This is a genomic window from Methylobacterium sp. NFXW15, assembly GCF_049887755.1.
GTDB lineage: Bacteria > Pseudomonadota > Alphaproteobacteria > Rhizobiales > Beijerinckiaceae > Methylobacterium.
Window position 1 is genome coordinate 334,949 of sequence record NZ_JAGEKG010000002.1, and the last position, 12,859, is coordinate 347,807.

Annotated in this window: 14 protein-coding genes; 8 read left to right on the plus strand and 6 right to left on the minus strand. The window is 66.6% G+C overall.

The window, feature by feature from the left end; all coding sequences use genetic code 11:
- Nucleotides 1-21: 21 nt before the first annotated feature.
- Nucleotides 22-483, minus strand: a complete 462-nt coding sequence (locus tag J4O73_RS05890; RefSeq protein WP_378966261.1) for a response regulator — start codon at nt 481-483, stop codon at nt 22-24.
- Between the two features lie 6 nt (nt 484-489).
- The gene (locus J4O73_RS05895; protein WP_426215487.1) at nt 490-957 is read right to left on the minus strand and encodes a BLUF domain-containing protein; all 468 of its coding nucleotides are present in this window, start codon (nt 955-957) and stop codon (nt 490-492) included.
- Between the two features lie 296 nt (nt 958-1,253).
- Here J4O73_RS05895 and J4O73_RS05900 point away from each other — a divergent pair, with 296 nt between their 5' ends.
- The 5 genes from J4O73_RS05900 to J4O73_RS05920 all read left to right on the plus strand — a co-directional run bounded on the left by J4O73_RS05900 (nt 1,254) and on the right by J4O73_RS05920 (nt 6,862).
- Nucleotides 1,254-2,645 (plus strand): flagellar hook protein FlgE, encoded by a 1,392-nt coding sequence (locus tag J4O73_RS05900; protein ID WP_426215489.1) that lies wholly within the window; start codon nt 1,254-1,256, stop codon nt 2,643-2,645.
- 38 nt (nt 2,646-2,683) lie between these two features.
- Complete coding sequence (gene flgK / locus J4O73_RS05905; RefSeq protein ID WP_426215491.1) at nt 2,684-4,552, plus strand: flagellar hook-associated protein FlgK; 1,869 nt, start codon at nt 2,684-2,686, stop codon at nt 4,550-4,552.
- Nucleotides 4,552-6,129: a flagellin gene (locus J4O73_RS05910; protein ID WP_426215493.1), complete on the plus strand. Its 1,578-nt coding sequence runs from the start codon at nt 4,552-4,554 to the stop codon at nt 6,127-6,129. The genes flgK and J4O73_RS05910 overlap by 1 nt, the downstream gene beginning before the upstream one ends.
- A 161-nt stretch (nt 6,130-6,290) precedes the next feature.
- The gene (locus J4O73_RS05915; RefSeq protein WP_426215495.1) at nt 6,291-6,548 is read left to right on the plus strand and encodes a hypothetical protein; all 258 of its coding nucleotides are present in this window, start codon (nt 6,291-6,293) and stop codon (nt 6,546-6,548) included.
- Complete coding sequence (locus tag J4O73_RS05920; protein ID WP_426215497.1) at nt 6,548-6,862, plus strand: hypothetical protein; 315 nt, start codon at nt 6,548-6,550, stop codon at nt 6,860-6,862. Before J4O73_RS05915 ends, J4O73_RS05920 begins: the two co-directional genes overlap by 1 nt.
- A gap of 18 nt (nt 6,863-6,880) precedes the next feature.
- Here the strand turns inward: J4O73_RS05920 and J4O73_RS05925 are convergent, their stop codons facing one another.
- Genes J4O73_RS05925 through J4O73_RS05935 form a run of 3 tightly spaced genes read right to left on the minus strand, consistent with a single transcriptional unit; the run spans nt 6,881 to nt 8,838 of the window.
- On the minus strand, nt 6,881-7,354 hold the full coding sequence (locus J4O73_RS05925) for a hypothetical protein (RefSeq protein ID WP_426215499.1): 474 nt from the start codon (nt 7,352-7,354) through the stop codon (nt 6,881-6,883).
- Nucleotides 7,341-7,697, minus strand: coding sequence for a rod-binding protein (locus J4O73_RS05930; protein WP_426215501.1), 357 nt, complete (start codon nt 7,695-7,697; stop codon nt 7,341-7,343). The genes J4O73_RS05925 and J4O73_RS05930 overlap by 14 nt, the downstream gene beginning before the upstream one ends.
- A gap of 10 nt (nt 7,698-7,707) precedes the next feature.
- Nucleotides 7,708-8,838: a flagellar basal body P-ring protein FlgI gene (locus tag J4O73_RS05935; protein ID WP_426215503.1), complete on the minus strand. Its 1,131-nt coding sequence runs from the start codon at nt 8,836-8,838 to the stop codon at nt 7,708-7,710.
- A gap of 220 nt (nt 8,839-9,058) precedes the next feature.
- On the opposite strand from J4O73_RS05935, the gene J4O73_RS05940 reads away from it, so the two are divergent.
- Nucleotides 9,059-9,484: a flagellar assembly protein FliX gene (locus tag J4O73_RS05940; RefSeq protein ID WP_426215992.1), complete on the plus strand. Its 426-nt coding sequence runs from the start codon at nt 9,059-9,061 to the stop codon at nt 9,482-9,484.
- 18 nt (nt 9,485-9,502) lie between these two features.
- Here the strand turns inward: J4O73_RS05940 and J4O73_RS05945 are convergent, their stop codons facing one another.
- On the minus strand, nt 9,503-10,996 hold the full coding sequence (locus tag J4O73_RS05945; protein WP_426215505.1) for a helicase HerA domain-containing protein: 1,494 nt from the start codon (nt 10,994-10,996) through the stop codon (nt 9,503-9,505).
- A gap of 133 nt (nt 10,997-11,129) precedes the next feature.
- On the opposite strand from J4O73_RS05945, the gene J4O73_RS05950 reads away from it, so the two are divergent.
- On the plus strand, nt 11,130-12,395 hold the full coding sequence (locus tag J4O73_RS05950; protein ID WP_426215507.1) for an Hsp70 family protein: 1,266 nt from the start codon (nt 11,130-11,132) through the stop codon (nt 12,393-12,395).
- Between the two features lie 199 nt (nt 12,396-12,594).
- Nucleotides 12,595-12,759 carry a Flp family type IVb pilin gene (locus J4O73_RS05955; RefSeq protein WP_426215509.1) on the plus strand — a complete coding sequence of 55 codons (165 nt, stop codon included), beginning with the start codon at nt 12,595-12,597 and terminating at the stop codon, nt 12,757-12,759.
- Nucleotides 12,760-12,859: the final 100 nt, after the last annotated feature.

A 12,859-nucleotide genomic window follows, 5' to 3' on the forward strand; every position in this document is an offset into this window, starting at 1 on the left:
CCCCGTTTTTCCTTGGATCCCTCAGTACTTACCCAGCATCGGGAAGTCCTGTGACAGCGTCGATTGCGCCGCGATGGGCGCCTCGCGCTTGCGCGGCTTGCGGTTGATGACGTTCTTCAGCTTCGTCTTGAGGACGGCGATGTCGAACGGCTTCAGGATGAACGCGTCCGCCCCGGCCTGGTGCGCGAGATTGATGTCCTCGAACTCGAAGGACGCCTCGGTCAGGATGAAGGGCGTGTTCATCAGTGTGTCGTCGCCACGGATTTCGCGGAGCAGCGTGAGGCCGTCCATCGGCTCCATGTCGAGATCGGAGATGACCAGGGCGTAGCGCCGCTGACGTAGCTTCTCCATCGCCTCGGTGCCGCTCGTGACGCCATCGACATCGGGAAACCCGATACGCGACAGCAGCATCACCACGAGCCGCAGCAGCTTCTCCTGGTCGTCGACGACGAGGATCGGCGGATGGTCGGGGGCCTCGCTCATGGAACCTCAGACGAAGAGATGGTCGATGCCCTGACGGGACATCGCGTCGGCCTGGATGGCCATGGCCAGGCTCAGGATGGCGGAGGTTTTCGGCGTGCCGCGCTGAAACATGGGAAGCAGGTTTGCTTTTGCGAAGTGGCTATCGTTCGCCCCCCCGCGCTGAGCGCACTTGAAGGAGTTCACGAACTCGCGCTTGGCGATTTCGCGCCATTCGCAGATCTGCACTTCACGGTGGCGCGGATCGGCGGCGATCCGATCGAACGTCTCATGGACCGAGGTGCGCTCCCCCTCGATCACCTGAGCGGCGAAATTGCCCTCGATCATCAGCAGGCTTGTGATCACCGCGAACTCGTTCTTCTTCTGGGCCACACGGGTGATGTCATCGACCTGAGCCGACCGCTTGGCCGGATCCGACGACAGGGTCAGTCGCGAGAAGTAGATGATGTGGACGAGGCTCGTCCGCTTGGCCCGCATGTCCCGTTGCCCAATTTCCTCGACCGATCGCGAATCGAAACGCGACCGACTTCGGGGGATGATCGCGCAGGCAAAATAACGTGCCGTAAACAGGCGCCGACAATCAGACTTTGCGTGGTTACCCCGTGAGTGGGGACCGAGCAAATTTTGCCGACTTGACCTCAACGACCCGGCGCAAAATGCCGTGTTCTGATCCGCATTTCGATAAAATATGTTTATTTGCAATAAGTTACCTTTGGCATGAGGGTTGCTGCAACAAGCCGTTGCGTTGGCCATCGCGCCGGGGACCTCAGGTCATGGACATCTTTTCCGCGTTGCAGACGTCGGTCTCGGGCCTCCAGGCGCAGTCCTACGCGATCAGCAACATTTCCGGGAACATCGCGAACTCCCAGACCACCGGCTACAAGCGTATCGACACAAGCTTCATCGACCTCATGGCCGAGCAGACCGCCAAGCGCGAGGTCGCGGGCACGGTTCTGGCGCAGGCGCGGCTCACCAACACCATCCAGGGCAACGTGGTCGCCTCGCAGGTGGCGACAAACATGGCCATCAACGGCCAGGGCTTCTTCACGGTGCTTCAGAAATCCGGCGACGCGGGTGGTCAGGCGACCTTCAACACCCAACCCGTCTACACGCGGCGCGGCGACTTCAGCCCCGACAAGGATGGCTATCTCGTCAATGGCGCGGGCGATTACCTCACCGGGCAGAACATCGACCCCGCCACCGGCCAGACCGTCAGCACCGGCCTGATCAAGATCGCCAACTCGACCCTTCCGGCCAAGCCGACCTCAACGATCAACTACGCCGCGAACTTGCCCGCGACGCCGATCACCGGGAAATCCACCACCTCAGGCTCGGACCTCTACGCCCCGGCGGACCCGAACTCGATCCTTCTGACGAGCGCGAGCACCGCCTCGCCGCAGATCGCGAAAGGCGATGCGGCGAACTTCGTGAACTCCAGCATCGCCGGGCCTGCGGTGACCGCCTACACCGCAACCGGCGCGCCGGTCACCGTGACGACCCGCTGGGCCAAGGTGCAGGACGTGAACACGGCGGCCACGCCGCCCGTGACGAATTCGGTCTGGAACCTGTACTACCAGTCGGACACGACGGCCTCGGCCTCGGCGAGCGCTTGGACGAATGTCGGCCAACCCTTCACCTTCGATACAGCGGGTCAGCTTACGAACCCGACGTCCGGTGGCATCACCATTCCGAACCTGACGGTGAGTGGCACCAATCTCGGTCCGGTGGCGCTGAATTTCGGCCAGACCGGTCTGACGCAATATGCCGACTCGTCGGGTGGCGCGACGACCAACACCCTGACCCAGGACGGCTACACGTCCGGCACGCTCTCCAGCGTGGCGGTGAGTGGCGACGGCAAGATCAACGGCACGTTCTCCAACGGCTCGGTAGTGCCGCTCGCGACCGTCGGCTTCGCTCGATTCACCAACCCGGACGGGCTCAAGCCCGATACCAACGGTCATTATTTCCAGACGGTTGATTCCGGTTCGCCGCTCGCGGGCCTCGCGGGCAGCACCATCGTCGGCGAGAGCACCGAGCAATCGAATACCGACATTGCGTCGGAATTTTCAAAGATGATCGTAACCCAGCAGGCCTACTCTGCGAACACGCGGGTCATGTCGACCGCGCAAACCATGATGAGCGACCTCCTGAACGTGATCCGCTGAGCCGGATCCGCCCCGACACGTAGGAAAGGGCTACGCCAGTGAGCATGAACGCGATCTGGAACGCCACAGCGGGGCTGAAGGCCACCCAGGCGGCGATCAACGTCGTCTCGCAGAACGTCGCCAATTCCGGCACGGCCGGCTACGTGCGCCGCACGATCAGCACCGTCTCGACGGAAGGCAATCTCGGCGTCACGGTCGGCGCGGTGACGCGCAGCTTCGACGCGGCGGCCCTAAAGCAGCTCCGCTCGGAGACCGCCGGAGCCGCCTACACGACGACGCGTGCGGACATCACCAGCCAACTCGACAAGCTCTACGGCACGCCGGGCTCGGCGACGGCACTCGACGGCACGTTCAACACCTTCACCCGGTCGTTGCAGGAACTCACGGCCAACCCGACCTCGGCCGCCGCGCGCAGCACCGTCCTGAGCAACGCCTCTGCGCTGGCTTCGCAGATCAATGCCGCCGCCTCCAACGTGCAGAGCCTGCGCAACGGCATCGAGGGGCAGCTTGCCACCGATACCGCCACCGCCAGTTCGCTCCTGTCGAATATCGCCACGCTCAACGGTAAGATCCAGAATACGACCGACGATTCCTCGAAGGCCGACCTCCAGGACCAGCGCGATCAGGCCATCAACAGCCTGTCGAGCTACATGGACCTGTCCACCGTGGATCAGCGTGACGGCACCGTGACGGTGCTAACCGGCTCGGGCGTCACCCTGGTGGACCGGGGCAACGCGGCGACCCTGAGCTTCGATGGGCACGGGACCCTCGATGCATCCTCGCGCTATTCGACGGATTCGTCGCAGCGCACGGTCGGCACCATCACCGCGACGACCCCCGGCGGCGCGAAGATCGACCTCGGCGCCCCCGGCGTGATGCGCTCCGGCAGCCTCGCCGCGCAGTTCGAGTTGCGCGACACGACCCTTCCGCAGGCCCAGCGTCAGCTGGACGATCTCGCGGCGGGCATGGCGACCGCGCTGACCAACAAGACCGTGACCTCCACGACGAACCCGGCCCAAGTCGACATTGGGGGGATGAAGCCGGGCAACACGCTCACCATCCCCGTCACCTTCAGCGATGGCAGCGTCCGCAACGTCGTCCTCGTGGCGGGAACCGGAGCCTCCAAGCCCGTCGACTCGTCGGTGACGAGCGATTCCACGAGCTTCTCGCAGACCTTCGACGTCACACGCGTGCCCGGCGATACGGAGAATGCGATCAAGGACGCGCTCACCGCCATGCGCGCGCAGGCGACGGCGGCGGGCTACAAGAACATTCCGAACATCACGGCCAGCGCCACGGGCAGCGTCGTGACCCTGGCGAGCAACCCCGGCACCACCGTGGGCGGCGCGAGCGCCAGCATCACCCAGCCGAACTCAGCGAACGACTTCGCCAACGGCTACCCACAGATGCCCCTGTTCACGGACGGGACGAGCACTCTCTATACCGGCAGCGTCGACACTTCGGCGCAAATCACCGGCTTCGCCCAGCGCATCGCGGTGAACGGCAACCTCGCCAACAATTCGTCGTATCTCACCGCGTCCGGCCCCAACGACCAGACCGCTTCGGGCGGGCGGGCGCAGTCGCTGTTCACGTCTCTGACCTCGACGCAGCAAACTTTTTCCTCGGCGAGCGGAATCGGCGGCGTCACGGCGCCCTACACCGCCTCCGTCGCCCAGTTCACGCAGGACATCATCTCCGCTCAGGGGAGTGCCGCCAGTGCGGCGGCAACCCTCGACAACACCCAGCAGGTGGCCCTCTCCACCGCGCAGAGCCGCTTTTCGCAGAGCGCCGGGGTGAACATCGACGCCGAGATGTCGAACCTCATCGCCCTTCAGACCGCCTATGGCGCGAATGCCCGCGTGCTCACCGCCGCGCGCGACATGCTCAACCAGCTGCTGCAGATCTGATGACCACGATCCCGCCCTTCGCAGCCGGCAGCTACACTGCCAGCCGCAATACCTCTCAGCTTCTGGCGCTGAAGTCGCAACTCAGCGACCTCACGAACCAGCTCAGTTCGGGTCTTACGTCCCAGACCTATGGCGGCCTCGGCGGCGCGCGCACTACCGCCCTGTCGGCCCAAGCCTCGATCAGCGCCCTCAACGGCTACTCGTCGGTGATCGACACCGCACAGACCCGCGCGAAGCTTGGCACGACAAGCCTGTCCCAGGTGGTGAGCGTCGCCTCCGCAACGAACTCGACGTTGCAGAACGGCTTGCAGAGCACGTCGCTGGATACGCAGGCCGCGAAATCGACGGCCCTCAACAACCTCAACGCCGCGCTCGACGCGCTCAACCAGTCAGATGGCAGCGTCTACCTGTTCGGCGGCAAGAAGGGCTCGACCCAACCGGTCGCCGATGCGGGCGCGATCCTGTACGGCACGTCGGACGGCACCAAAACGTTGGACGGCCTCCAGACCATCGTCCAACAACAGGTCGATGCCGATATCGGCCCTAACGGCGATGGGCGGGTCACGCAGACCTATGTGGCCAACTCGACCACGATCTCCCTGGCGGAGGGGCCTAGCGCCCGCGTTAGCGCGCAAAATGGCGGCGCCTTCGGCTTCCAATTGACGGATGTGAAAGCATCGGGAACCGCCATCGGCGTGACCCCGGCGAGCCCGTCGGGGCAGGCCACGCTGTCGGTCAACGGCCAGCCCGTCCAGGGCGACACCATGACCGTGAAGCTGACGCTGCCCGACAACACCACCACCACGATCACCCTGACGGCCGCGGCGGCGACCGCCCCCACATCGTCGACGACCTTCACCATCGGCGCGACGCCCAGCGACACCGCGAAGAACCTCAACGACAAGCTCTCCGCCGCCATCAAGAACGCGGCCTCGACGACCCTGTCGGCCAATGCCACCCCCCGTGCGACCACGGATTTCTTCGCCGCCTCGACCGATGCGAACACGACGCCGAAGCGTGTCTATGCGGACGCTACGACGGGTGGGCCGACCTACCTGTTGGCGAAAGCAGCGGCGGGCACCCCGCAGAAGCAGTCCGTCGTCTGGTATCAGGGCGAGAGCGGCCTCGATTCGACCGCGCGGGCGAGCCAGACCTATCAGGTCGGTTCGAGCGCCACGGTGCAACTCGGCGCGCGGGCCAATGAGGCGTCGATCCAGAGCGTCCTGTCGGGGCTCGCCACCGTCGCCTTCGGTATGCCGACCGCAGGCAGCGCCAATTCTGCGCAAGCCTATCAGGCCGTCGCTGCGGCGGCGACGCCGATGCTCGCCGCCTACAATACCGGCAACAGCGTGCAGAACATCGTCACCGATTTCAGCCTCGCATCTGCGCGCATGTCGAGCGCCCAGACCGCCAATGCCGCGCAGCAGAGCACGTTGCAGGATACGGTGGACGGTATCGAGCAGGCTTCCACCGAAGAGGTCGCGACGAAGCTCCTCGATCTGCAGACGCGGCTCCAGGCAAGCTATCAGATCACCTCGTCACTCTCGAAGTTGTCTCTGGTCAATTACCTTTCGTGATGCCTTCACCCGTTTCCGGGTGATCGTACGGCTTCATAGTGTTGCCGCTTTTAGGTTGTGTTTCTCCTCACTTGGACGTTCAGGTCCTTACAGGCCCCTGCCGACACGGTATTGCGTTCGGTCGGGCGCCTTGTACGGCGCCTCCGATGGGGAATCGGATGATGTCTCGCGAGCCCGTGGAAGAAGTCCGCCGCCTCGGATCCGCCAGCCGGATCGGGGCGATCGTGCTGGCCGAGCAGGTCGTGGATATGTATGTCGGCGGCTTCGGCCATGCCGCCGAACGGAGCGTGGCGCTAGACGCGCTGCTGCGCGACCTCGCCCGCCTGCGCCGTCGCGAGCCGGATCTCGATGGGTTCATCACCGAGGTCGAACATTACATCGACACTCTGCACCGCGACCTCGCCCAGCTCGCCGCCTGATGGACCGTCTGCTTCTCGGCCTCGCCATCCTGTTCACCGGCACCCTCGGGGCGTCGGCGCTCGATCTCGATCTGGCGAAGATCGCGCCGACCATGGAGGCTTGCCCCGGCAAGCCGGGCTTTGTTCGGATGCCGGGTGCGAGGAGTTGCACACGCCTCTCAGGGCGGGTTGCGGCGGGTCTCGATGCGCGCGTGAACCGGGACGGACCGGCGACAGCGCCGATGGTGGCGGGGCGGATCGCCATCGATAACAGGGCGGACACCGATCTCGGTGAGGTCCGCACCTATGTCCGCATCGGAAATGGGCGCCGCTGAGGCGCGCCCAAGCCGTCCTTACAACGAGCGTGAAACGACCAGCGGTCCGCTGCGGTTGCCACGTCCGTACGGGGAGGGGGCCGCGCGGGCGGCGCCGTAGCTCGCGGGTGTCCGGGCCTTGGCGAGGTCGTCGGCCAGCGAGCGGATCAAACCTTCGCAGACCGTCCGCGCCGAGGCGAGCACGGCTTGGTTCGCCTCAACGGCTTTGGTGAAGCTGTGATGCGCGTTGCGCAGGCTCTCGACGCCCTGCGGATAGAGCCGGGCCATGGCGACGGCGTTGGCCTTCGCCGCTTCCAACCCTTGCATGTAGGCGGCGGCGAGTTGTGTCTTCGGCTCGGCGGCGATCACGCCCGCCTTCAGCCGGCCAGCACGGATATGCTCGGCCTCTTCGTCCAGCACGACCCTGAGGGCGTTCATGTTGGCGAGGATGCCTGCGACCAGCGCCTCGGCGCCGGCCCGGTCGGACAGGCGCAGGGGCTTAGCCTCCGACATTCGTCGCCCCCTGCATCTTCATCATCTCGCGGAACACGGAATCGGCGATGCCGACGCCGCCCGACTGAACGATCGAGTTGGCGTATTCTTTGGTGAGCATGGAACGGTAGACGCCGCCGCCCGTGCCGTTCTCGCCGAGGGGCCCGTCCGTTCCCTCGGACTGGGTCATGCGGTCGAGGCTGTTCTCGAGGAACATCTTCTCGAAGTCGGTGGCGGTCTTCTTGATCTTGGCGGTCTTGGCGGCGCCGAGATCGGAGGTCGACGTGTTTTCGGCAACGCTTCCGGCGATCGCCTTGCCGACTCCGATAGCAGCGCTCGCCGCGATGCTGGCTAATTGAAGCATGGCTGTCCCCTCACATGAGTTCGATGTCGGCTTGAAGCGCCCCGGCCGACTTGATCGCCTGAAGGATGGAAATGAGATCGCGCGGCCCGACCCCGAGGGCGTTCAGCCCGTCCACGAGGTCGCGAAGGCTCACGCCCTCCTTCACCAGCGCGAGCTTGTTGCCGTCGCCGGTATCGACCTTGAGGCCCGTGCGCGGCACGACCACCGTCTGGCCGTTCGAGAGCGGCGCGGGCTGGCTCACCTGCGGCTGTTCGGTGATCGTCACCGTCAGGTTGCCCTGCGCGATGGCCACCGTGGAGACGCGCACATCGCGCCCCATGACGATGATGCCGGAGCGCTCGTCCACCACGACGCGCGCAGCCTGGTCGGGCTCGACCTTCAACTGCTCGACCTCGGTGATCAGCCGCATCATGTTGCCGTGGTAGCGGGCCGGAATCTGGATCGTGACCGTCGCGGGATCCGTGGGCTCGGCCGTATCGGCGCCCATGAAGTCGTTGATCGCAGCGGCAATCCGCTTCGAGGTGGTGAAATCCGGGTTCCGCAGGGACAGGCGCAGGGAGCGCGCGTCGTTCAGCTTGAACGCGATTTCGCGCTCGATATTCGCGCCGTTGGAGATGCGCCCGTTGGTCGGCACGCCGCGCGTGATCTTGGCCGCATCGCCCTCGGCGGAGAAGCCTGCGATGGCGATGGAACCCTGCGCCAGGGCGTAGACCTCGCCATCGGCACCGAGAAGCGGCGTCACCAGCAACGTGCCGCCCTGGAGGGACTTCGCATCGCCCAGCGAGGACACCGTCACGTCGATCCGCGTGCCCTGGGCGGCAAAGGGCGGCAGGTTCGCCGTCACCATCACCGCCGCGAGGTTCTGCGTCCGCATCGTGGCGCCGCGGGTGTTCACGCCGAGCCGTTCCAGCATCGCTTGCAGCGACTGCTTGGTGAAGGGGATGTTGTTGAGGGTGTCGCCCGTGCCGTTCAAGCCAACCACGATGCCGTAGCCGACGAGCTGGTTCTGGCGCACGCCCTCGATGGAGGCGAGATCCTTCACCCGCGACATGGCGAGAGCCGGTGCGGCGAGCGCCAGCAGCGCGACGAGCGCGGCGGCGAGGAGCGGGAGCAGGCGGGGCGTCGGGAGACGGGGGTGCATACCGGATTCGAACGCTGACGGGGCCTGCCCGGTCCACGCCAGCCCCGTGCCACACCGGTCGATCCTTCAAGTCATTGTTGCCAAAGGGTTTCAGAAATCGACCGGGTTCGAGGGGCCGGTGCCATTCCTGCCGACCCGGCAGCTTCTGCCGGGCTGTTTACTCCCGCTTAACCGTACCAGGCCGAGGGTGTTCTCACCCCCTCCCGGCTCCGATGAGATGATGCGCGTCGATAACCGCCAGCCGATCCGGACGACAGGCAGCGTCCCGGCCGGGCGGCGCGATGAAGTTCGCGGCTTCAGCCTCGGCCAAACCCCGGACGCACCGTCCCACACTGCCGCCCCCGCTGCCGCCACGACGCTGGCGGGGCTCGATGCGGTCCTTCTGCTCCAGGCACAGGCCGATTCCCCGCAGGAGCGCCGCCGCCGCACCGCCCGCCGGGGCCATGACCTGTTGGACGGTCTCGACCGGCTCAAGGCCTCAATTCTCGGCGGACGTGTCAGCCCGGGAGAATTGCGAGCCGTGGCGGCCCGCCTCGCCGAGCGTAGCGGCCCCTCCGGCGATCCCCGCCTCGACGGGTTGATGGCCGAGATCGAACTGCGCGCTGCGGTCGAGCTCGCCAAGCTGGAGACGCGGCGGAGCGTGTGACGCTCTGCCCGTCGTCCGTCAGCCCATCCGCCGCCGCAGGCCACCTGCCGCCGGTTGCGGCGCGCCGGGGGCGGTTTCCACCCCGAGATCGGGCACGGCGATGATCGGCGCGCCGCGCAGGTCGCGACGGGTGACGATGGCGCCGCGCTCTTCGAGAAAGGCCAGCATCCTGCGCGCACGGCCGCCCGAACTCGTGCCGTAGGCCTCGGCCAGGGCGGAATCGGTGGGGCAGGGGGCGCCTTCGATCGCCGCCCGCGCGACCACGAGGAACAGGCCCGCCAGATCATCCGGCAGGCCCGCCGCGATGCCCTGCGCCTTCTCCCAACCCGACCCGTCGCTCACTTCGCCGCCCGCCTCCGCCCGCGCGACGGCAATGCGGCGCTTGAACTCGGGCAGCGACAGCGCCTCACCCCGGACGCGACGGATGCGGCAGCGGACGGTGAAGTCCTGATAGAGCGTCGCAGGCGTGCAGGTGCCCGCATCGGCATCGGTGATGACCGAGTGCAGCACGTCCGCGATGATGGCGTCGCGCTCGGCCGGGTCCATCGCCTCTTCCTCCGGTTCCTCACTGGGGACCGGGGGGCGATAGGTGGCCAGTTGCGTGAGAACGTCCTGCACCGGGGCTGCGCGCGGCTGGCGGCGCACGGGGGGCAGGGTCTCGTCGCGCGGCTCGGGCGTGAGGATCAGTGAGCGGGCATCCTCGATGTCGCTCGGCAGGGGCAGAAGGCCCGGCGCGGCGGCACGGCTGACCGTTTCGGTCGGTCCCACGGCGATGACGAGGGAGCGGCGGGCGATGGCGGGCCCGAGGCCGACGAATTGGCCGCGTGGCAAATCGCGAAAGGTCTCGGCCTGCCGTCGCTCCATGCCGAGCAGGTCGGCGGCGCGTGCCATGTCGATGTCGAGGAAGGTGCGGCCCATCAGGAAGTTCGACGCTTCCGCCGCGACGTTCTTGGCGAGCTTGGCGAGCCGCTGCGTGGCGATGACCCCCGCAAGCCCACGCTTGCGGCCCCGGCACATGAGATTCGTCATGGCCCCGAGCGACAGGCGGCGGGCCTCGTCCGAGACCTCGCCCGCCGCCGCCGGGGCGAAGAGCTGCGCCTCATCGACGGCCACGAGCATCGGATACCAATGCTCCCGATCGGCATCGAACAGCCCGCCGAGGAAGGCCGCGGCGGCGCGCATCTGGCCGTCGGCATCGAGGTTATCGAGAGTCAGCACCACAGATACGCGGTGGACGCGCACGCGGGCCGCCACGCGCTGAAGGGCGGCGTCGTCGCCATCCGCCTCCACCACGACGTGGCCGTACCGCTCCGCGAGACTCGCGAAATCGCCCTCGGGGTCGATGATGGCCTGCTGCACCAACCCGGCACTCTGCTCCAGCAGGCGGCGCAGCAAGTGGGACTTGCCCGAGCCCGAGTTGCCCTGGACGAGGAGCCGCGTGGCGAGCAGTTCGGTCAGGTCGAGGAGAGCCGGGCGGTCGCCCGTCAGTCCGAGATCGATGTCGCAGCGCATGGGGTCCTCTATCACGGCTCTTGCCCGGAAGGCGGGTCCGGCATGCGCCTGTCCACCATTTCGCGCCTGGACTTGGGGGCGTCCGGCCGGGTAATCGCCACGCCCCAACTCCCCAACCGACCGGATTATCCCGATGGCGGCCTGCGGCCTCGACTTCGGCACGTCGAACACGACGCTCGGCCACCTCTCAACCGGCGGCCCGGTGCTGCTCCCCCTCGAAGGCACTCATCTCACGGTGCCGAGCGCCATCTTCTTCGAGCCTCGGCAGGAGCCGCTGATCGGCCGGGCGGCGACGGCCGCCTATGTCGCGGGCAAGCCGGGCCGTCTGATGCGCGGGCTCAAATCCGTGCTCGGCACGCCGCTGATCGAGGAGGCGACGCCGGTCGGCCGTGAGCGGCTGCGGCTGCGCGACATCATCGCCCGCTACATCGCTATCGTGAAAGCGCGAGCCGAGGAGGCCTCCGGCAAGAACTTCGATGCGGTGGTTCACGGCCGTCCCGTCCACTTCGTGGATGGCGACCCGGAGGGCGATCGCCGGGCTGAAGACACACTCCGCGAGATTGCCCGCGAGGTCGGCTTCCGCGACGTGCTGTTCCAATACGAACCCATCGCCGCCGCCCTCGATTATGAGCGGCAGGTGACGCGGGAAGAGATCGCCCTCATCGCGGATATCGGCGGCGGTACGTCGGATTTCTCCATCGTGCGGCTCTCGCCGGAGCGGCGGCGGCAGGCCGACCGGGCGGCGGACATCCTGGCCAATGACGGCGTGCGGATCGGCGGCACGGATTTCGACCGGCAGCTCAGCCTCGCGACAGTGATGCCGCTTCTCGGCTTCGGCAGCGCCATGAAGCGAGGCGACCTCGCCGTGCCCGGTGCCTATTACCACGACCTCGCCACGTGGTCGGCGATCAATCGGCTCTACGACGGCCGGACCCTGCGCGAGATCGATGACGTGCTGCGCAATTGCGCCCGGCCGGATCTCGTCGGACGTCTGCGGACGGCGGTGGAGGAAGAGCGCGGCCATGCGCTGGCGGGCACGGTGGAAGCGGCCAAGATCGCAGCCTCGGAGACCGGCGCAGCCTCGATCGATCTCGGACCCATCGAGCGAGGCCTCGCCGCGTCCCTCGACCGGGCGGGTCTCGCCGTGAAGACCGATGGCCTGTCCCGCGCGGTCGCCGCGCGGATCGGCAAGTGTCTGATCCAGGCCGGGCTCCCGGCGGAACGCATCGATGCCCTGTTTCTCACCGGTGGCTCGACCGGACTTCCGCATCTGCGCGCGGCCCTGGCGGAATGCCTCCCTGAGGCGCGGATCGTGGCGGGCGACACTTTCGGATCGGTCGGCCTCGGCCTCACCGTCGCGGCGGAAGTCTTTGACGGTCGAGTTCGTGCCGACGCCTAATTGCCGAAGGCACAACTCAATTGTAAGCGATGTAACTCGAAGAATGAGACGATCCAATTCATCGACCGGCCGTTGAAGACGGATTCCAGATTCGGATTCTCGAAAGATAACGGCGCAAGATCACGCTTTGCTCGCGGCGATTAGGACTTGCTCAATTCCTCGTGAGTAAGTTGTGTCAACAAGAGCGGGGTTGTGGGCGATGCCAAAAATCTTCTCTCGTTTCGCGAAAGACGAATCCGGGGCGACGGCCATCGAGTATGGCATGATCGCCGCGCTGATCGCCGTCGTCATCATCGGGACCCTCAAGGTCATCGGCACGAGCCTCAACGACAAATTTTCCTCGATCTCGGCTCAGCTGAACTGAGGCGGATCCGAACCGGCGCCGCCGCGAGTTGACGCGGCGTCGCCGATTCCAGAAAAGGCACGCCGCGTTGGGGGAGACAGGCGGCTCGGCCGCGCGGCCG